Below are 18,823 nucleotides of genomic sequence, written 5' to 3' on the forward strand. Positions count from 1 at the left end.
GCACAACGTGCACTTCCGGAAGACCGCCTACCGCGAGGGCCGAAAGAGCCCGTACCAGGTGCGCTGGGCGGTTGGCAGCAAGCCGTTCACGCGGTCGTTCGTCACCGCTGCGCTGGCTGAGCACTTCCGGAACAACCTCATGTCGGCGGCTCGGAACGGCGAGCAGTTCTCCGACGAGGACGGTTTTCCGTCCTCGATGCGCCCGAAGCCGAAGCCGGTCACCTGGCTGACGTTCGCCCGCCAATACGCCACGATGATGTGGCCGGCCTCCGCAGGAAACTCCCGACGCAACACCGCCTCCACACTCGCCAGGGTTTCGCTGCTCATGCTCGCGGACGACCGCGGAATTCCCCCCGAGCGCGAACTACGAACCGCCCTACGCCTCTGGTCCTTCCGGCCAGCCACGTCGCGGCAGGAACCTCCACCAGCAACGGCGGCACTGCTGGAATGGGTGGCCACCCGCTCCCGCCCTCTGGAAGACCTCCGGGACTTGGACCTCCTCCGTCACGTGCTCCACCAGCTCTCCCTGAAGCTCAACGGCCAACCGGCGAAGCCCACATCCGCACAGCGCCACCGCGCAGTTCTCCATCACCTCCTGGCCTACGGTGTGGAACGCGGCGTGCTCCCCGAGAATCCCATGGCCCGACTCACCATGCGGGCCCCGGCCGTGACACGCGAAGTGGACCCCAGAATCGTGGTCAGCCCTCGCCAGGCCCGAGAAATCCTCATCGCTACGACCTACGTCGGCGACTGGGCTCACAACCGCGGCCGGCTCCTGATGCCCTTCTTCGCCTGCCTGTACTTCGCCGCGCTCCGTCCCGAGGAAGCCGTGCGCCTGCGCCTGGCCGACTGCGTCCTCCCGAGCGACGGCCCTGGCACGTTGTGGCTGAGCGGCGCCGCAACCCGCGCCGGCCGGGAGTGGACCGACACCGGCTCCAAGCACGACGAGCGCGGCCTCAAGCATCGCGCCCAGGACGACGTGCGCGACGTCCCGATCCCACCCGAGCTGGTGCGCATCCTCCAGCGCTACCTGAAGGACTTCGGCACCGCCGACGACGGCCGTCTCTTCCGCAGCCCACGCGGCGAGATCCTGGACTCCACCCGCTACCTCAACGTCTGGCACAAGGCCCGCGAACTCGCCCTGCCTCCCGCGCTGGCGGCCTCCCCGCTCGCCCGTCGGCCCTACGACCTGCGCCACGCGGCCCTGTCCACCTGGCTCAACGCCGGCGTCCCACCTGCCGAAGTAGCCCGCCGCGCCGGCAACTCCGTCCCCGTCCTCCTCCAGACCTACGCCCGCTGCATCCACGGCGAACAAGCCGCCGCCACCCAACGCATCATCGCCGCCCTCGGTGCCGACCCGGGCGTTTTGTGACCCGGCAATACCCTCGCCGCCAACTGCGGGATAACCGATAAGGTTAGCTTCAAGGGCCAGCAATAACCGGGTTGCAGTCAATGAGATTGCTGTACCCAACTTCTGCGATATCGAACGCCGAGCACTTCGAAATTATAGACAGCAGAGCGACAGACGAAGCGCTTATCCGATAATTCTTGATCTCACCAGGCGACTCGCCGTGACTCTTCGCTTCAGCTCCATCAAAATTTTCAAGGAGACGGCATCAAAGATGAATTTTTCCCTGCTCTTCGGCAGCAATAAGAGCGTACGGTTGCAGTAGCGGATTAGCGAATCGGTACCTCGGACGCTTGTCGGCGAAAACACGCGTCTCCAATGCCGGACCCCTTTCGGGATCAGCCAAGAGCGCCAAAGACTTAATGAAGCCAGGAATTCCGACACGCCTATCAAGTACTCGACTTAGCGGCTCAACGAGATCTGTCGGACGGAAAAAACCCTGCTTATCCTTCTTTGCCAGGGCGCACGCGACAAGAATATCGCCAAACATTGCCTTCTTTGCCGAGACTGTCGCACTTTGATAAAGGTCCACGATCTGCTGCTGCGCTCTTTGCAGCGCCGCAGACAGAGTGGTTCCCCACAGCTCTGACCCTACGCTGTCCTTGCGCGCGATCACTGCCGAGGACGCAGCCTGCTGAGCAAGTAGATGCGTGTAGTGCGGCAAACCTTGTGAAAGTGCGACGATCTTTTCAATCAATTCCTCATCGAAGGAAAGATTTAGCTTACGACTTCCCCGAATGATAATATCTCTTAGCTCGTCATCCGAGAGACGAGGCATCTTAACTTGCTGCAAACCTCGCGCCACTGAAGCGTGACCCTCGAGAAGGGCATCAATATCCTCGGCAACGCCGATGACTACGATATGCGCCTGGATACGCAAATCCGAAAGCGCCTTCATGAGATTAGCGAACTGTTCGCTGATGCGAGAATCTCCTACGACGTCAAACTCATCGAAGAGAAGAACTAGTGACTTTTTCTCGGATAGACGCTTGAGGAAGCGTGCAATATCGTTCGCTGTCTGAGAATAGGCAAGAGCCTCCCTTGCCTGCTCAATCTCTGAGGGATTGAATGCTCCAGAAACCCCTGCTTCTTCTGAGATGAAGTCAGCCATAGAAAGCCACAGGCTAGCGAAGTCATCTTCCGCAGAGCAATTCATGCGAGTGGCGAAGAATTCACCGTGAATCATCAGCTCGAAAACTGATGCCACACTCGTCTTGCCAACTCCACGCTCACCGTAAATGGCTGCATGAGCACCTGCGGTTCTCGTCATCTCGATCAACCTGAATAGCTGCTCCGTGCGCCCTGCCAGCAACTCTTGATCGGAGACTGGGGCCGATGGAACGAATACAGCATTCACGGCATCTAGGGCTTGTGTGATGTTATTGAAGCTGAAGTCGTCGGTCATTTTGTCTCCCGCACGTAGCCGTGATCGCGGTATCCTACCGCGCACCAGTGAAGTAGGTTTGGGGTGGCGTCCTGTCATCGTCCCGCACGGGTCAGACGCTCACCGACACTCGGGCAGTTCTGACCCCTCGCCGCTGTATGACCAAGCCGGGTTGCTGGCCTCAGTCATATGGCCCCGGGCGAATCGTCGGCCTTCTCCGCAGCAGTCCGCAGGGAGAGTGTCCTGTCGCCGGCACACGATCGGCACAAGAACGGTGGTTCGTGGCCAGCGGCAACGAGACGGAACGAGACACATATTCGATGGTCGTCGACGCATGGTCCCCTCCCTAGCAAAGGGGACATCGATCCGGCGGAGACACCACTCGGTGCTCGTCGACGAACAGCGTTGCCGGCTATCCCCCCTGCTCACCCCGCGGCACCCGCATCAGGCCCTCCTGGACCACCGACACCGCCAACGCGCCGTCGCGGGTGAAGATCCGGCCGTGGGCCAGGCCCCGGCCGCCGCGGGAGACGGGCGAGGACGTGTCGTAGAGCAGCCACTCGTCGACCCGGAACGGGCGGTGGAACCACATGGCATGGTCGAGGCTGGCGCCCACGATGTCGCCGGTCATCCAGCCGCCGCGGCCGTGGGCGAGGAGGATCGAGTCGAGCAGCGTCATGTCGGAGACGTACGTGCCGAGGCAGGTGTGCACCACCGGGTTGTCGTCGTCGCTGGACAGCTTGCCGGTGTACCGGAACCACACCTGGCTGCGCGGCTCGCGCGGCTTGCCCGCGGTGGCGAACGGCGGCTCGGCGACGTAGCGCAGGTCGATCGACCGGCGGGCCTGGAGCAGCAGGTCCACGACGCGCGGGTCCACGAAGAGGTCGCGGTACCGCGGCAGCATGGCGTCCGCGTCCGGGAGGGTCTCCGGGTCAGGGGCCGCGGGCATCGGCTCCTGGTGTTCGAGGCCCTCCTCCGGGCGCTGGAACGAGGCCGAGAGGTGGAAGATCGCCTGCCCGTGCTGGACGGCGACCGCCCGCCGGGTGGTGAACGAGTGGCCGTCGCGGATCCGGTCCACGGTGTAGACGATCGGCGCGCCCGGGTCACCGGCCCGCAGGAAGTAGGAGTGCAACGAGTGCGGCTGCCGGTCCTCGGGAACGGTGCGCCAGGCGGCGACCAGCGCCTGCGCGGCGACCTGCCCGCCGAAGACCCGCGGCGCCACCCAGGAGTGGCTGGAACCGCGGAAGATGTCCTCCTCGATCCGTTCGAGGTTCAGCACGTCGAGCAGATACCGGTCAGTAGCGTCCATCTGATGATTGTCCTCGAAGGGCCCGCGCGCCGCCCGCCGGCCCCGGCGACCAGGGCCGTCAGAGGCCCATCGACTTGGCGATGATGGTGCGCATCACCTCGCTGGTGCCGCCGTAGATCCGGGTGACCCGGGTGTCGGCGTACAGCCGGGAGATCGGGTACTCGCGCATGTAGCCGTAGCCGCCGTGCAGTTGCAGGCAGCGGTCGACCACCGTGGCGGCCCGTTCGGTGGTGAACAGCTTGACCGTGGCCGCGTCCGCGGCGGACAGCTCGCCGGCGTCGTGCGCGTCCAGCGCGCGGTCGACGAGCGCCTCCATGGCGGTCACCTCCGCCTGGCAGTCGGCCAGCACGAACTTCGTGTTCTGGAAGCCGGCCACCGGCTTGCCGAAGATGGTGCGCTCCTGCACGTAGGCGTGGGCGAAACGGACGGCCGCGGCGGACTGGGCGTAGGCGTAGAGCGCGATGCTGAGCCGCTCCTGCGGCAGGTTGTGGGTGAGGTACTCGAACGCCCTGCCCTCCTCGCCGAGCCGGTCCTCGACCGGCACCCGGACGTCGGTGAAGGACAGCTCGGCGGTGTCGGAGGTGAGCAGCCCGAGCTTCTCCAGGTTGCGGCCGACCGCGTAGCCCGGGCTCTTCGTGTCCACCACCAGGATGGTGATGCCGCCGCGCCGGTCCTCCGGACCCGCCGGGGCGGTGCGGGCGCAGACGAGGACCCGGTCGGCCTGGACGCCGCCGGTGATGAACGTCTTCGCGCCGTTCAGCACGTAGTGCGAGCCGTCGGCGGAGAGCCGGGCCGTGGTGGTCATGCCGGCCAGGTCGGAGCCGGTGCCGGGCTCGGTCATGGCGATGGCGGTCATCAGTTCACCGGTGACGAACGGCGGCAGCCAGCGGCGCTTCTGCTCCTCGGTGCCGTACCTGAGGAGGTACGGCAGGCACAGCGCGGCGTGCACGGAGGAGCCGCCGAAGCTCACCCCGGCGCGGTTGAGCTCCTCGGTGATCACGGCGTGGAACTTGAAGCTGGTCTCCCCCGCGCCGCCGTACTCCTCGGGCACCTCCATGCCGAAGACGCCGAGTGCCCCGAGCCGCTTGTAGAAGTCCCGCGGCACGTGCCCCTGCGCCTCCCACTCCGGGTAGACGGGCACGACCTCCTCCGCGATGAACTCGCGGAGCATCCGCCGGAAGGCCTCGTGGTCCTCGTTGTAGACGGTGCGGCGCACGGTGCCTCCCAGGGGTGGTGGGTGTCTAAGCGCTTGCTCAGTGTCAAGCTACCCATCGGTACCCGGTGCCACAACAGGCCGGCGGACTCACAGGGGCACGCACACAACACCGAGGCCCGGATCCGATCGGATCCGGGCCTCGGTCATCAGTAGCGGGGACAGGATTTGAACCTGCGACCTCTGGGTTATGAGCCCAGCGAGCTACCGAGCTGCTCCACCCCGCGGCGATGTCTCAACTGTAGACCGCCACAAGCCGTTGGTGCAAATCAGCGGCCCGCCGTGGCACATTCGGGGCAACGGCCGTAGTAGGTCACCGCCACCTCCGAGACGGTGAAGCCGAAGCGCTCGGCCTCCGGGAGCGCTCCCATCGGATCGCCGACGAGGCGGACGTCGCGGATCGTGCCGCAGCCGGAGCACACCAGATGCTGGTGCGGCTGGTGGGCGTTCGGGTCGTACCGCTTGGCCCGGCCGTCCGTGGTGACCTCCAGGACCTCTCCGAGCGCGACGAGCTCACCGAGCGTGTTATAAACCGAGGCACGCGAGATCTCCGGCAGCCGCCGGACGGCCCTGGCGTGCACCTCCTCGGCCGTGAAATGCACATGCTCGCCGTCCAGCACCTCGGCGATGACGCGCCGCTGCGCGGTCAGCCGCCAGCCTCGGTCCCTGAGTCGCTGGAGCAGATCGGTCATGTCATCCACCTTAACGTTCGCCCGCCCGCATGGACCGATCCCGTGCAACTTCAGTCCACGTCTTGACTTAGATTGAGTCCAATATAGGATCGCTTCAGGCGACCGGCCAAGGCCGGGACCTGTACCAAAAGCGAGCCGAAAGGCATAGAAGGTAGATGACCGACCAGATCGCAGCAGGACCCCTCACCACCGAGGCCGGTGCCCCGGTCGCTGACAACCAGAACAGTCAGACCGCGGGCGTGGGCGGGCCCGTCCTCATCCAGGACCAGCTGCTCATCGAGAAGCTGGCCCACTTCAACCGTGAGCGGATTCCCGAGCGGATCGTGCACGCCCGGGGCGCCGGAGCCTACGGCACCTTCACCGTCACGGCTGACGTCTCCCAGTACACCAGGGCGAAGTTCCTGTCCGAGGTCAGCAAGCAGACCGAGGTCTTCGTCCGCTTCTCCACGGTCGCCGGCAACCTCGGCGCGGCCGACGCGGTGCGCGACCCGCGCGGCTTCGCGGTGAAGTTCTACACCGAAGACGGCAACTACGATCTGGTCGGCAACAACACCCCGGTGTTCTTCATCAAGGACGCCATCAAGTTCCCCGACTTCATCCACACCCAGAAGCGCGACCCGTACACCGGCTCCCAGGAGGCGGACAACGTCTGGGACTTCTGGGGTCTGAGCCCGGAGTCGACCCACCAGGTGACCTGGCTGCACGGTGACCGGGGCATCCCGGCCTCGTACCGGCACATGCACGGCTTCGGCTCGCACACCTTCCAGTGGACGAACGAGGCGGGCGAGTCCTTCTGGGTCAAGTACCACTTCACGACCGACCAGGGCATCAAGAGCCTCACCACCGAGGAGGCCGAGGTCCTGGCGGGCAGGGACCCGGACAGCCACCAGCGCGACCTGCGCACCGCCATCGAGCGCGGCGAGTACCCGTCCTGGACGGTGTACGTGCAGGTCATGCCGGTCGCGGAGGCGGCGACGTACCGCTTCAACCCGTTCGACCTGACCAAGATCTGGCCGCACGCGGACTACCCGCTGATCGAGGTCGGCCGGATGGAGCTCAACCGCAACCCGGAGAACATCTTCGCCGAGGTCGAGCAGTCCATCTTCTCGCCGCACCACTTCGTGCCCGGGATCGGCCCGTCGCCCGACAAGATGCTGCAGGGCCGGCTGTTCGCCTACGGCGACGCGCACCGGTACCGCGTCGGCATCAACGCCGACCACCTGCCGGTCAACCGCCCGCACGCCACCGAGGCGCGCACCTACGGCCGGGACGGCTACGCCTACGACGGGCGGCACGGGCGCGCGAAGAACTACGAGCCCAACAGCTTCGACGGCCCGGCCCAGACGGACCGCCCGCTGTGGGACTCCGTGGCCGTCAGCGGCCAGACCGGTGACCACCCGGCGCCGGTGCACACCGAGGACGACGACTTCGTGCAGGCCGGCAACCTGTACCGACTGATGTCCGCCGACGAGCAGGAACGCCTCATCGCCAACCTGGCGGGCTCCCTCGCCCAGGTCTCCCGCGAGGACATCGCGGAGCGCGCGATCGAGAACTTCCGCAGGGCGGACGAGGACTACGGCAAGCGGCTGCAGGCCGCGGTCCAGGCCCTCCGCGGCTGAGGACGACCGCTTCGCCGTACCCACCGGGGCGGCCGGACGCCACTGGGAGGCTCCGGCCGCCCCGGCCTGTCACGGGGTCGTACGCCGCTCGGACGGCGCCGTCAGACGCCGCTCAGCACCGGGGTCCAGCAGCTGATGATGTCCCGCACCGAGACGATGCCGACCGGCTCCTGTTCGTCGAGCACGATCAGGTGCCGGAAGCCGCCCCGGGTCATCGCGTGGGCGGCGTCGGCCAGCGTCCACTGTGGCGCGGCGAAGACGACGTCGGTCGTGGTGTGAGCGGACGCCCGCTCGTGGTCGGGGTCCTGGCCGAGTCCCAGGGAGGTCAGCACGTCGCGTTCGGTGAGGATGCCGACTCCGCTGGTCTCGGGGTCGAGGACGACCGCCGCGCCGACCCGGCGGGCTGACATCAGCCGGGCGGCCTGGCGGAGCGTGTGGTCGGGGCCGATGGTGAGGACGATGGTGCTCATCGCGTCTCGCACGAGCATGGACCGTTCACCTCCTGATCCGTGCCGGGAAACTCTCCGATGCTTGAGAGAGTTTTCACAAGGGCACAAGCGGGGGGAGCTACATGCTCACATGAGAGGACCCACGCAACAAGAGGGCCGACGTGGGCAATCCGGCCGCGGTACGAGGGGAAGGCCGATCAGGCCATGCGGTCCGCGGTGCCCAGATAGTCCAGCAGCGCGTCGTGGAGCAGCCCGTTGGACGCCGCGGCGTTCGCGCCGTGCGGCCCGTCCCGCCCGTCGAGGCCCGTGAACCGGCCGCCCGCCTCCGCGACCACGATGGCCGGCGCCGCCATGTCCCACAGCGACAGCTCGGGCTCGGCGCAGATGTCCACCGCGCCCTCGGCCACCATCATGTATGACCAGAAGTCGCCGTAGGCGCGGGTGCGCCAGCAGGCCCGGCTGAGGTCCAGCAGCCCGCCGAGCAGCCCCAGTTCCTCCCAGCCGGAGAGCGAGGAGTACGAGAACGAGGCGTCCGCGAGGCGCGCCACCCGCGACACCTGCAACCGGCTGGCCGAGTGCAGGCTCCGCCCGGTGTAGGCGCCGCCGCCCAGCGCCGCCCACCAGCGGCGGTTCAGCGCGGGCGCGGACACCACCCCGACCACCGGCTGGTCGCCGCCCGCGCCGCGCTCCACCAGGGCGATCAGCGTGGCCCAGACCGGCACGCCGCGGACGTAGTTCTTGGTGCCGTCGATCGGGTCGATGACCCAGCGGCGCGGCCCCTGGCCCTCGCTGCCGAACTCCTCCCCCAGCACCGCGTCGCGTGGGCGGGCGCGCTGCAACGACGATCTGATCAGCTCCTCGGCGGCCCTGTCCGCCTCGCTGACCGGCGTCATGTCCGGCTTGGTCTCGATCTTCAGATCGAGCGCCTTGAACCGTGCCATGGTCGCCGCGTCCGCGGCGTCCGCCAGCACGTGGGCCAGACGCAGATCATCGTGGTAATCGGGCATGCCGAAACAGTATCCGCGCCCCGGCACCCCAGCCAGCAGGCACTCCCGTGCCGGGCTGAGCCAGGGCGCGCAGGGCGTCTTGACACCCCCTCGTACCGCGTCAATCCTGTCCGGCACCAGGCAGAGCCGTACCTGGAGGCGAGGAGGCAACGATGCCCACCGCGCGTGAATCACTGCTGGAGGCGGCCAGGGACGCCGTGGAGCGGCGCCCGTGGCCAGTGGTGAGGATGGTAGAGGTCGCCGCCGCGGCCGGGGTGTCCCGGCAGACGCTCTACAACGAGTTCGGCGACAAGGCCGGGCTCGGCGTCGCCCTGGTGGGCCATCAGGTCGCCGGGTTCCTGGACGGGTTCGTCACCGGGCTGCGCGGGCTCACCGGCTCGCCGGCCGATGCCACCCGGGCCTCCCCCGAGGCCCTGCTGTCCGGGGCCGCCGACTGGATGGCCGACTGGCTGCCGCAGGCCGCCCGCCGCGACCGCCTGGTGCGCGCCACGCTCACCGGCTGCCACACCCCGGACCTGCCGCCCTGCGACGGGGAGCCCGGGCGGCTCGTGGTCGAGCTGCGGGAGCGCGCGCTGCGGGTGCTCCGCGGCACGCCCGCGGCGGAACCCGGCGGCGCGGACGGCCACGCCGGGGCGGCCGGCCCGGACGGCGCCCGTGCGGCCCCCGGGGTGGACGGCCAGCTGGCGGAGGCGGAGCTGGCCCGGCGCTGCGAGACGGCGATCCGGCTGGCGCTGTCGCACATCGTGGCGCCCGCCCCCGGTGCCGACGCCGGCCCGGCGCCCGGATACCTGCCGCCGCACCGGCCCGCGCGGTTCGTGCACCCGCCGGTCGGCGCCTGGGGGCACCGCCCAGGCCCCCAGGGCCTGGGGGACGGTCAGTCGCCCTCCCGGCGCTCCCGGGTGGCCAGCAGCCGGCGCAGCGAGTAGAGCCGCGCCGGCTCGGCGTGGCCCTCGGCCACCCAGGCGTCCAGCGCGCAGTCCGGTTCGTCGTGGCTGCACGCCCGCGGGCATCCGGCCGTGCCCGGCTCCAGGTCGGGGAAGGCGTAGATGACCCGCGACGGGTCGATGTGGTGCAGTCCGAAGGACCGCACGCCCGGGGTGTCGATGACCCATCCCGAGCCGTCGGGCAGCGGCAGCGCGAGCGCCGAGACCGTGGTGTGCCGGCCCCGGCCGGTGACCGCGTTGACCGCGCCGGTGGCCCGCTCGCGGCCCGGCACGAGCGCGTTCACCAGGGTGGTCTTGCCGACCCCGCTGTGCCCGACGAACGCCGTGGTCCGCCCCGCCAGCAGCTCCCTGGCCGCGGCCACGGCCGCGCCCTCGGCGGCGCCCTCGGCGTCGGCGAAGTTCTCCGCGCTGGTCACCACGTGCCGGACGCCCAGCGGGGCGTAGGTGCGCAGCAGCGGCTCGGCCGGCGCCAGATCGGCCTTGGTGAGGATGAGCAGCGGCTCGAGGCCCGCGTCGTACGCGGCGACCAGGCACCGGTCGATCAGCCGCGGCCGGGGCTCGGGGTCGGCCAGCGCCGTGACGATGGCCAGCTGGTCGGCGTTGGCCACCACCACCCGCTCGAACGGGTCGGAGTCGTCGGCGGTGCGGCGCAGCACCGAGGACCGCTCCTCGACCCGCACGATGCGCGCGAGGGTGTCCCGGCCGCCGGAGAGGTCCCCGACCACGGCCACCCGGTCGCCGACCGCGACGCTCTTGCGGCCCAGCTCCCTGGCCTTCATCGCCACCACGCGGCGGCCCTCGACGAGGCAGGTGACCCGCCCCCGGTCGACCGTCGTCACGAACCCCTCGGCCGCGTCCTCGTGGGCCGGGCGGCGGTGCGTGCGCGGCCGGCTGCCGCCACGCGGGCGCACCCGGACGTCATCCTCGTCGGTGTGTTTGCCGTACCGGCGCATGGCGGGGCCGCCGGCCTAGACTCTCGCTCCCGAGCCGCCCAGCATCTCGTGCCACATCTCGGGGAAGTCCGGCATCGTCTTGCCGGTGGTCGCGATGTCCTCGACCTCGACGTCCTTGACGACCAGGCCGAGCACCGCGCCGGCGGTGGCCAGCCGGTGGTCCTCGTAGGTGTGGAAGACGCCGCCGTGCAGCTGCCGGGGGCGGATCCGCAGGCCGTCCGCGGTCTCCGTGACGTCGCCGCCCAGCGCGTTGATCTCCTTGGTCAACGCCGCCAGCCGGTCGGTCTCGTGCATCCGCAGATGCGCGACGCCGCGCAGCACGGACTCGCCGTCGGCCAGCGCGGCCACCGCCGCGATGCCCGGGGTCAGCTCGCCGACCTCGCTCAGGTCGGCGTCGATGCCGTGGACCCGGCCGCTGCCGGTGAGGGTCAGGCCCCGCTCGTCGAGCGTGCAGTCGCCGCCCATCTCGGTGAGGATCCGCCGCAACGCGTCCCCCGGCTGGGTGGTGGCGACGGGCCAGTCGGGGATGGTGACGCGCCCGCCGGTGACCAGCGCGGCGGCCAGGAAGGGCTGGGCGTTGGACAGGTCGGGCTCGATCACCAGGTCGCGGCCGCGCAGCGCGCCGGGCGTGACCCGCCAGACGCCGGGCTCGCCGCCGGAGTCGGGGGTGTCCACCTGGGCCCCGGCCTTCCGCAGCATGTCCACGGTCATCCGGATATGCGGCAGCGAGGGCAGCGTGGCCCCGACGTGCCGCACCTCGACGCCCTGGTTGAAACGGGGGGCGGAGAGCAGCAGGGCGCTGATGAACTGCGAGGACGACGACGCGTCCACCGACACCGAACCCCCGTCCAGCGAGCCGATGCCGTGCACGGTGGCGGGCAGGCAGCCGTGACCGTCGTCGTCGATCCGGGCGCCGAGGTGACGCAGCGCGTCCAGCAGCGCGCCCACCGGGCGCTGCCGGGCCCGTGGGTCGCCGTCGAACCGGACCGGGCCCTCGGCGAGGGTGGCCAGCGGCGGCAGGAAACGCATCACGGTCCCGGCGTTGCCCACATGCACCGAGGCGGGCGCCTGGGGCGTGCCGGGGATGACCCGCCAGGACTCGCCGCGACCCTCGGGGAGCCCGGACACCGCGGAGGACGAGGACGCCATCTCCTCGATGCCGATGCCGAGGGCGCGCAGCGCGTCGGCCATCAGCACGCTGTCCCGGGAGCGCAGCGGGCGACGCAGCCAGCCGGGGTCGGCGGCGAGCGAGGCCAGGATCAGGGCGCGGTTGGTGACCGACTTGGATCCGGGCACGGTCACGGTCGCGTCCACTCCGCCGGAAGCGAGCGGCGCGGGCCAGAGGGCGGAAGGGTGGCGGGGCTCCGTCATGGCACTCACTGTAGTGGGCCACACCCGCCCGGCTGGCGCTTCCCGGCCGGTCGTCGGCGACCCGGGCGGGCCCGGGCGGCGGACGGGGACGGGCGGGGACGGGCGGGTCAGGCGTCGAGGAGCCAGCGCCCGCCGCCGACGAGCGAGGTGAGCGCGACGGCGTGGAAGAAGAGCAGCCAGACCAGGGCGGGCACGCGGGTGAGCCGGGACAGCTGGTCGGCGTCGGAGTCCCTGGCCGCGCCCCGGCGCCGCTTGGCCTGCAGTTCGAAGACCGGCCGGACGCCGCCGAGCAGCAGGAACCACACGACCACGTAGCCGAACGCGGCCTGCACCTCCGGCTCGGTCAGCCAGCTCACCAGGAAGAACGCGGCGCCGGTCAGCAGCACGGTGAGCATCCCGTACGCGTTGCGGACCATCACCAGCAACGCCAGCAGCAGCGCGATGGCGCCCCACAGCAGGGCGGTGATGTGCCCGGCGGCCAGCAGCGCGGCGCCGCCGAGGCCGAGCAGCGAGGGCGCGGTGTAGCCGGCGGCGGCGGTGAGGATCATGCCGAAGCCGGTCGGCTTGCCCCGGGAGACGGTCAGACCCGAGGTGTCGGAGTGCAGGCGTATGCCCTCCAGGGTGCGGCCGCTGAGCAGTGCCATCAGCCCGTGCCCGCCCTCGTGCGCGATGGTGATGGTGTTCCGCGCCAGGCGCCACACGCCGTACGGGGTGACGGCGGCCAGGGCCACGCCGAGGGTCACCAGGACCAACCAGCGGTCGGGCTCGGGCTGGGTGCCCGTGACGCGGTCCCACAGCTCGCCGAGAGTGGCGGCGTCCACGATGTCCATTCGTCACGTCTCCCGGGGGTCGGCGCGCACTGGTGGCGAACGACGATCCTACGAACCCACGGAACCTACGAACACCGCCGGGACCCACGAAGGGGATCTGGGGTGAGTGACGGGACTCGAACCCGCGGCCACCTGGACCACAACCAGGTGCTCTACCAACTGAGCTACACCCACCATGACCGGCTTCGGCCGGCCGTACTGATGGTACATGGTCGAAGGGGGTGCCAGCGCCGGGGTTTCGACGCGGCCGGCGGGTCAGGAGACCACGTGGTGGGCGGCGATGCGGCGGGCCGCCTCCGAGTCGGGCCCCGGGCGCGGAACGAAGATCGCCTCGCGGTAGTACCGCAGTTCGGCGATGGACTCCTTGATGTCCGCGAGCGCCCGGTGGTTGCCGTTCTTCTCCGGACTGTTGAAGTACACCCGGGGGTACCAGCGGCGGGCCAGCTCCTTCACCGAGGAGACGTCGATCACCCGGTAGTGCAGATGCGACTCGAGACGGGGCATGTCCCGGGCCAGGAAGCCGCGGTCGGTGCCGATCGAGTTCCCACACAGCGGGGACTTGCCGGGCTCGGGCACCTGCTCCCTGACGTAGTCCAGGACCCGCCGCTCCGCCTCCTCCATCGTCACGCCGTCCGGCAGCTCCGACAGCAGCCCGGAGGCGGTGTGCATGGCGCGCACCACCTCGGGCATCGACTCCAACGCGGCCTCCGGGGGTCGGATGACGATGTCCACGCCCTCACCGAGCACGTTCAGCTCGGAGTCGGTGACGAGAGCCGCCACCTCGATGAGCGCGTCGTCGGTCAGCGAGAGGCCGGTCATCTCGCAGTCGATCCACACCATGCGATCGTTCATGCGAACAACCTTACGTCGCCGCTGTGACACGCATCGATCGCGCACCGTGCCCGAGCCCCACCCGGCCGTCACCGGCTCCTCCCGCCCCGCGCCCCCCGGCCCCCCACGTCCCCCCACCGCGGCTCACTGCCCCGGACGGGTCCGCTGGCCGGGCAGGCGCGGAGAGTAGCCGTCGTTGACCGGCTTGGCGCGGCTGGCCGGATCCTGCTGGCGCGCCCGGTAGGCGGCGCGGTACGCCGCCGGCGAGGCGCCGAGCTGGCGGCGGAAATGCCCGCGCAGCGCCACCGGCGAACGGAAACCGCACCGGCCCGCCACCTCGTCCACGGAGTAGTCGGAGACCTCCAGCAGCCGCTGCGCCTGGAGCACCCGCTGGGTGATCAACCACTGCAGGGGAGCGCTCCCAGTGAGAGCACGGAAGCGCCGGTCGAAGGTGCGCCTGCTCATGTAGGCGCGCGCGGCCAGCGCCTCCACGTCGAACTGCTCGTGCAGGTGCTCCAACGCCCAGGCCACGACCTCGGCGAGCGGGTCGGCCCCGATGTCCTCTGGTAAAGACCTGTCGAGGTGCCGGCCGTGGCCGGCCTCCGTGCCGTTGCCCCGGCGGGGCGGCAGCACCAGCCGCCGGGCCAGCGCCGCGGCGGCCTCCGGACCGTGGTCCATGCGCACGATGTGCAGGCACAGGTCGATGCCGGCGGCGGTGCCGGCCGAGGTGAGGATGTCGCCGTCGTCGACGAACAGCTCCCTCGGATCCACGTGCACCGACGGGTAGCGCTTGGCCAACGTGGGGGCGTACATCCAGTGGGTGGTGGCCGGGCGGCCGTCCAGCAGCCCGGCGGCGCCCAGCGCGAACGCCCCGGTGTTGAGGCCGATGATCCGCGCCCCTTCGGTGTGTGCCCGACGCAGCGCGGCCAGCGCAGCGGCGGGCGGCGGTCCGGTGATGGACCGCCAGGCCGGGACGATCACGGTCCCGGCTCGGGAGACCGCCCCCAGCCCGTACGGTGCGCGCAACTCCAGACCGCCGGTGGTGCGCAGCGGCCCCTCCTCCCCCGCGCAGGCGAGCAGCCGGTAGCGCGGGACGCCCGCATCCTGGCGGTCGACGCCGAAGACGGACAGCGGGATGGAGCTTTCGAACATGGGGCTGCCGCTGAACAGCAGCACCGCGACGATTTCGCGGCGGCGCCGGGCGGCGAGCTTGACGGCGGGCTCGGGGCCGTGCGTTGGGTCCTGGCTCATGCTCCTCAGTTCCCTCGGTCGTCGCATCCTCTCGGTCCTGCACGTTTCCCCCGACGTGATTGCCAAGATCGAATCTACTGTGTCGGATGAGGTCGGCGGGACAAGTTCATCACTCGGCGCTAAATCGACATGACAGCGTGGCGCGAAGCATTCGATCAGGAAGCGTTACACGTGGGAGCAGTTGGGGGAAGTGCGCCTACCTCCGGTGCAGGTCATCGGCGGGGTTGCCGACGTCCTCGACGCCGGGCGGTGGCCCGGCATCCCGCCTTCTTCCAGGTATGTCAAAGGTGTTGGTGTGCCCTATGAGCAACCTGTGGCGGCTGTGAGGAAGTTGGCTGAAAATACTACCCATCAGATGCCCAGGATCGCTCGCCCACCACCCTCTGTGCCACATCCCGCGCTCCCCGTGCGCCCCGTGCGCCCCTCATGCCTCCATCCACCGGGCTTCCGGGCGGGACTCCGCCCAGGCCCGAGGCCGACGGGAACGCAGCGCGGTATCCCGCCGTCACGCTCCGGCACCGGGCATATCGGAAAGTGTCCGAAAGCATTGCGCCGCGCGGTGCACTACGGCATGCTGCTCGGTCACGAGTTTCAGGGGTTGCACGGAGGGTATCCGCACAATCTCTGGGCTACGAGGGATGGACCCGCAGCCGACGCCGTACCCTGGAGGTGGAACGGGTGAAACAGCCGGATGAACGGCGCTGGATGCTTGGCATCCGGTTTCTCCACGTCCCCCCTCCGTCCCCCCGGCACACTCACGAGGTTTTCCCACTGACCCACCGCTGAGGCTCCGATGGCTGGATACGAGTTCCCCGAACCAGCGGATCGCAGGCGAGTCGCCGATCCGGCGGCTTTCACGCCCGAACCGGCGGAAGACGATCGCACCACGCAGGATCCGGCGTTCCGGCACGGCGTGGTGGTGGGCTTCGACGGCTCCATGTCGAGCGAGCGCGCGCTCGCCTATGCCGTGGGCATGGCGAAGCGGTCCGGCTCCGGACTGATCATCGTGCATGTGGCCAACCGGCTGCCGACCACCGTGTGGGCGGGCTGCGAGCCCCCGGCCCTGGTCGACGTCCCCGACCACCGCACCGAGGTGCTGGGCCTGGAGCTGGCCTGCGCCGAGCACCTGTCGGACGTGCCCTGGGTGCTGCTGGAGCGCGGCGGCGACATCTGTCATGAGCTGGAGGAGGTCGGGCGTGAGTACGAGGCGGACGCCATCGTCGTGGGCACCACCACCGGGCTGCTCGGCAGGCTCTTCGGCTCCGTCTCCGGACGACTCGCGCGGCGCGCCCAGCGCCCCGTGGTCGTCATCCCGTAGGGGCTTCGGGATGGCCACCGGCACCGCTCACCGGTCATTCACCAAAAACCCCAGCTACCGGGGGTGGATTGTGCGCTTGTGATGGGCATAAAGGGGGACAGGAAGGCTTTGGCCGCCGACGGGAGGTGACGGACCCGTCGGCGGCTCCTCCCGCCGGCGTAATGGGCGACGCCGGCACAAGATGGCGGCCCCCGGGGGTGCGTTTGGTGGCACGCACCCCACGGGGGCCGCCGTATGCCCTCGCACGCCGCCGCATGCCCGCTCACACCCGGCCGCGGTCTCCGTGCGGTCTCCGTATGCCGCTGGCAAGCCGCCGCGCGGCGGCCGGTCACGCCGGGCGCCCGCCCGGTGACACCGGGCGCCGGGCGGACCGTTCCTCTTCGGTCACTCCACGGTGACGGACTTGGCCAGATTCCGGGGTTTGTCGATGTCCCGGCCCAGCGCGAGCGCCGTGTGGTAGGCCAGCAGCTGGAGCGGGATGCCCATCAGGACCGGGTCCAGCTCCGGCTCGTTGCGCGGCACCAGGATCGTGTCGTCGGCCTTCGGCTGGTCCTGGTGCGCCACCGCGAGGATGCGCCCCGACCTGGCCTTGATCTCCTCCAGCGTGGCGCGGTTCTTGTCCAGCAGGTCGTCGTCGGGGACGATCGCCACCGTCGGCACCGACGGCTCGATCAGCGCCAGCGGGCCATGCTTGAGCTCGGAGGCGGGATACGCCTCGGCGTGGATGTAGGAGACCTCCTTCAGCTTCAGCGAGGCCTCCTTGGCGACCGGGAAGCCGCGCACCCGGCCGACGAACATCATGCTGTTGGCGCCGGCGAAGTCGGCCGCCACCGCGGCGATCCGCTGCTCCTGGCGGAGGATCTCGTCGATCTGCTCGGGCAGCTTGCGCAGCCCGGCGATGATCCGCTTGCCGTCCGCGACCGAGAGGTCACGGATCCGGCCCAGGTGGAGGGCCAGCAGCGCGAACGCCACCGCCGTGTTGGTGAAGCACTTGGTGGACACCACGCAGACCTCGGGACCCGCGTGCACGTAGATCCCGCCGTCGGTCTCCCGGGCGATGGCGGAGCCGACCACGTTCACCACGCCGAGCACCATCGCGCCCTTGCGCTTCAGCTCCTGGACCGCGGCGAGCGTGTCGTACGTCTCGCCGGACTGGCTGACCGCGACGTAGAGCGTGTCCGGGTCCACCACGGCGTTCCGGTACCGGAACTCGCTCGCCGGCTCGGCGTCGGCCGGCACCCGGGCCAGCTCCTCGATCAGCTGCGCGCCGATCAGCCCGGCGTGGTACGCCGAACCGCAGCCCAGGATCTTCACCCGGCGCACGCCCCTGGCACCCCGGGCGTCCAGGTTGAGCCCGCCGAGCCGGACGGTGGCGAAGCGGTCGTCGATCCGCCCGCGCAGCACCCGGTCCACGGCCTCCGGCTGCTCGGCGATCTCCTTGTGCATGTACGTGTCGTGGCCGGCCATGTCATACGACTCCGCCTCCCACTCCACGGTGGTGGGGGACGCGGCGGTGCGGCTGCCGTCGGTGGTGTAGGTGCGGTAGTCGTCCGCCTTGATGGTGGCCATCTCGCCGTCGTCCAGGGTGATCACCTGGCGGGTGTGGCTGATCAGCGCGGCCACGTCGGAGGCGACGAACATCTCCTTCTCGCCGATGCCCAGCACCACCGGGGAGCCGTTGCGGGCCACCACGATCCGGTCGGGGAAGTCGGCGTGCAGCACCGCGATGCCGTAGGTGCCCTCGACGTGGCGCAGTGCCTCGCGGACCTTCTCCTCACAGGTGGTGGCCTGGGCCCGGGCGATGAGGTGGGCGAGCACCTCGGTGTCGGTCTCCGAGGCCAGCTCGACGCCGTCGGCGGTCAGCTTGGCGCGCAGCTCCGAGCTGTTGTCGATGATGCCGTTGTGCACCACGGCGACCCGGCCCTTGGCGTCCAGATGCGGGTGGGCGTTGACGTCGTTCGGCGCGCCGTGGGTGGCCCAGCGGGTGTGGGCGATGCCGGCGGATCCGGCGAACCGCGCGGGGATCATCCCCTCCAGGTCGCGGACCCGGCCCTTGTTCTTGACCGACTTGATGCCGCCCGCCCGGCCGCTGGAGTGGATGGCGATGCCGGCCGAGTCGTAGCCGCGGTACTCCAGCCGTTGGAGTCCCTCCAGCAGCAGGGGCGCAACATCTCGTTTCCCGATATATCCCACGATCCCGCACATGAAGGGTCTCCTCCTGCTGTCCGTTGGTCGGTCTCCGGC

17 protein-coding genes and 2 tRNA genes are annotated in these 18,823 nt (G+C 69.9%); 4 read left to right on the forward strand and 15 right to left on the reverse strand.

Annotated features, from left to right (window positions below):
* Positions 1-27: 27 nt before the first annotated feature.
* Positions 28-327 carry a hypothetical protein gene (locus tag ABGB06_RS05900; protein WP_347585942.1) on the reverse strand — a complete coding sequence of 100 codons (300 nt, stop codon included), beginning with the start codon at positions 325-327 and terminating at the stop codon, positions 28-30.
* 340 nt (positions 328-667) lie between these two features.
* Here ABGB06_RS05900 and ABGB06_RS05905 point away from each other — a divergent pair, with 340 nt between their 5' ends.
* Positions 668-1,372, forward strand: coding sequence for a hypothetical protein (locus ABGB06_RS05905; RefSeq protein WP_347585944.1), 705 nt, complete (start codon positions 668-670; stop codon positions 1,370-1,372).
* A 244-nt stretch (positions 1,373-1,616) separates the two neighbouring features.
* Here the strand turns inward: ABGB06_RS05905 and ABGB06_RS05910 are convergent, their stop codons facing one another.
* The 5 genes from ABGB06_RS05910 to ABGB06_RS05930 all read right to left on the reverse strand — a co-directional run bounded on the left by ABGB06_RS05910 (position 1,617) and on the right by ABGB06_RS05930 (position 6,006).
* Positions 1,617-2,813: an AAA family ATPase gene (locus ABGB06_RS05910; protein ID WP_347585946.1), complete on the reverse strand. Its 1,197-nt coding sequence runs from the start codon at positions 2,811-2,813 to the stop codon at positions 1,617-1,619.
* Positions 2,814-3,204: 391 nt separating this feature from the next.
* The gene (locus tag ABGB06_RS05915; protein WP_347585948.1) at positions 3,205-4,101 is read right to left on the reverse strand and encodes an acyl-CoA thioesterase II; all 897 of its coding nucleotides are present in this window, start codon (positions 4,099-4,101) and stop codon (positions 3,205-3,207) included.
* A 58-nt stretch (positions 4,102-4,159) separates the two neighbouring features.
* Positions 4,160-5,317, reverse strand: coding sequence for an acyl-CoA dehydrogenase family protein (locus ABGB06_RS05920; protein WP_347585950.1), 1,158 nt, complete (start codon positions 5,315-5,317; stop codon positions 4,160-4,162).
* A gap of 150 nt (positions 5,318-5,467) precedes the next feature.
* Positions 5,468-5,541: transfer RNA gene (locus ABGB06_RS05925), tRNA-Met, on the reverse strand.
* A 42-nt stretch (positions 5,542-5,583) separates the two neighbouring features.
* Entirely contained in the window at positions 5,584-6,006 is a 423-nt protein-coding gene (locus ABGB06_RS05930) for a Fur family transcriptional regulator (protein ID WP_347585952.1), read from the reverse strand.
* Positions 6,007-6,173: 167 nt separating this feature from the next.
* Here ABGB06_RS05930 and ABGB06_RS05935 point away from each other — a divergent pair, with 167 nt between their 5' ends.
* Positions 6,174-7,625, forward strand: coding sequence for a catalase (locus tag ABGB06_RS05935; RefSeq protein WP_347586571.1), 1,452 nt, complete (start codon positions 6,174-6,176; stop codon positions 7,623-7,625).
* Positions 7,626-7,726: 101 nt separating this feature from the next.
* Here ABGB06_RS05935 and ABGB06_RS05940 read toward each other — a convergent pair whose 3' ends face one another.
* Positions 7,727-8,113 (reverse strand): CBS domain-containing protein, encoded by a 387-nt coding sequence (locus ABGB06_RS05940; RefSeq protein ID WP_347585954.1) that lies wholly within the window; start codon positions 8,111-8,113, stop codon positions 7,727-7,729.
* A 158-nt stretch (positions 8,114-8,271) separates the two neighbouring features.
* Complete coding sequence (hisN, locus tag ABGB06_RS05945; protein ID WP_347585956.1) at positions 8,272-9,081, reverse strand: histidinol-phosphatase; 810 nt, start codon at positions 9,079-9,081, stop codon at positions 8,272-8,274.
* Positions 9,082-9,233: 152 nt separating this feature from the next.
* Here hisN and ABGB06_RS05950 point away from each other — a divergent pair, with 152 nt between their 5' ends.
* Positions 9,234-10,007: a TetR/AcrR family transcriptional regulator gene (locus tag ABGB06_RS05950; RefSeq protein WP_347585958.1), complete on the forward strand. Its 774-nt coding sequence runs from the start codon at positions 9,234-9,236 to the stop codon at positions 10,005-10,007.
* Here the strand turns inward: ABGB06_RS05950 and rsgA are convergent.
* From rsgA to ABGB06_RS05980, 6 genes are all read right to left on the reverse strand, one after another.
* Positions 9,956-10,978 (reverse strand): ribosome small subunit-dependent GTPase A, encoded by a 1,023-nt coding sequence (gene rsgA / locus ABGB06_RS05955; protein ID WP_347585960.1) that lies wholly within the window; start codon positions 10,976-10,978, stop codon positions 9,956-9,958. The two genes, ABGB06_RS05950 and rsgA, sit on opposite strands and share 52 nt — an antisense overlap.
* Before the next feature lie 15 nt (positions 10,979-10,993).
* The gene (gene aroA, locus ABGB06_RS05960; protein WP_347585961.1) at positions 10,994-12,349 is read right to left on the reverse strand and encodes a 3-phosphoshikimate 1-carboxyvinyltransferase; all 1,356 of its coding nucleotides are present in this window, start codon (positions 12,347-12,349) and stop codon (positions 10,994-10,996) included.
* 107 nt (positions 12,350-12,456) lie between these two features.
* Positions 12,457-13,179, reverse strand: coding sequence for a M50 family metallopeptidase (locus ABGB06_RS05965; protein WP_347585963.1), 723 nt, complete (start codon positions 13,177-13,179; stop codon positions 12,457-12,459).
* 98 nt (positions 13,180-13,277) lie between these two features.
* Positions 13,278-13,353 (reverse strand) — tRNA-His (locus ABGB06_RS05970).
* Positions 13,354-13,434: 81 nt separating this feature from the next.
* Positions 13,435-14,031 carry an oligoribonuclease gene (orn, locus tag ABGB06_RS05975; protein WP_347585965.1) on the reverse strand — a complete coding sequence of 199 codons (597 nt, stop codon included), beginning with the start codon at positions 14,029-14,031 and terminating at the stop codon, positions 13,435-13,437.
* Positions 14,032-14,154: 123 nt separating this feature from the next.
* Positions 14,155-15,261, reverse strand: a complete 1,107-nt coding sequence (locus tag ABGB06_RS05980; RefSeq protein WP_347585967.1) for a helix-turn-helix domain-containing protein — start codon at positions 15,259-15,261, stop codon at positions 14,155-14,157.
* Between the two features lie 793 nt (positions 15,262-16,054).
* On the opposite strand from ABGB06_RS05980, the gene ABGB06_RS05985 reads away from it, so the two are divergent.
* Positions 16,055-16,579: a universal stress protein gene (locus ABGB06_RS05985; protein ID WP_347585969.1), complete on the forward strand. Its 525-nt coding sequence runs from the start codon at positions 16,055-16,057 to the stop codon at positions 16,577-16,579.
* Positions 16,580-16,963: 384 nt separating this feature from the next.
* On the opposite strand, the gene glmS is transcribed toward ABGB06_RS05985, so the two are convergent.
* Entirely contained in the window at positions 16,964-18,784 is a 1,821-nt protein-coding gene (gene glmS / locus ABGB06_RS05990; protein ID WP_347585971.1) for a glutamine--fructose-6-phosphate transaminase (isomerizing), read from the reverse strand.
* Positions 18,785-18,823: the final 39 nt, after the last annotated feature.

This window comes from Streptomyces sp. B6B3, from assembly GCF_039871525.1.
Classification (GTDB): Bacteria; Actinomycetota; Actinomycetes; order Streptomycetales; family Streptomycetaceae; genus Streptomyces.

Excerpts from the sequence above, each read along its gene's own strand:
- ABGB06_RS05940 (WP_347585954.1), bottom strand. The coding sequence starts at position 8,113 with ATGCTCGTGCGAGACGCGATGAGCACCATCGTCCTCACCATCGGCCCC.
- ABGB06_RS05915 (WP_347585948.1), bottom strand. The coding sequence starts at position 4,101 with ATGGACGCTACTGACCGGTATCTGCTCGACGTGCTGAACCTCGAACGG.
- ABGB06_RS05985 (WP_347585969.1), top strand. The coding sequence starts at position 16,055 with ATGGCTGGATACGAGTTCCCCGAACCAGCGGATCGCAGGCGAGTCGCC.
- glmS (WP_347585971.1), bottom strand. The coding sequence starts at position 18,784 with ATGTGCGGGATCGTGGGATATATCGGGAAACGAGATGTTGCGCCCCTG.
- ABGB06_RS05900 (WP_347585942.1), bottom strand. The coding sequence starts at position 327 with ATGAGCAGCGAAACCCTGGCGAGTGTGGAGGCGGTGTTGCGTCGGGAG.
- ABGB06_RS05910 (WP_347585946.1), bottom strand. The coding sequence starts at position 2,813 with ATGACCGACGACTTCAGCTTCAATAACATCACACAAGCCCTAGATGCC.
- ABGB06_RS05965 (WP_347585963.1), bottom strand. The coding sequence starts at position 13,179 with ATGGACATCGTGGACGCCGCCACTCTCGGCGAGCTGTGGGACCGCGTC.
- ABGB06_RS05950 (WP_347585958.1), top strand. The coding sequence starts at position 9,234 with ATGCCCACCGCGCGTGAATCACTGCTGGAGGCGGCCAGGGACGCCGTG.
- rsgA (WP_347585960.1), bottom strand. The coding sequence starts at position 10,978 with ATGCGCCGGTACGGCAAACACACCGACGAGGATGACGTCCGGGTGCGC.
- orn (WP_347585965.1), bottom strand. The coding sequence starts at position 14,031 with ATGAACGATCGCATGGTGTGGATCGACTGCGAGATGACCGGCCTCTCG.
- aroA (WP_347585961.1), bottom strand. The coding sequence starts at position 12,349 with ATGACGGAGCCCCGCCACCCTTCCGCCCTCTGGCCCGCGCCGCTCGCT.
- hisN (WP_347585956.1), bottom strand. The coding sequence starts at position 9,081 with ATGCCCGATTACCACGATGATCTGCGTCTGGCCCACGTGCTGGCGGAC.
- ABGB06_RS05980 (WP_347585967.1), bottom strand. The coding sequence starts at position 15,261 with ATGAGCCAGGACCCAACGCACGGCCCCGAGCCCGCCGTCAAGCTCGCC.
- ABGB06_RS05930 (WP_347585952.1), bottom strand. The coding sequence starts at position 6,006 with ATGACCGATCTGCTCCAGCGACTCAGGGACCGAGGCTGGCGGCTGACC.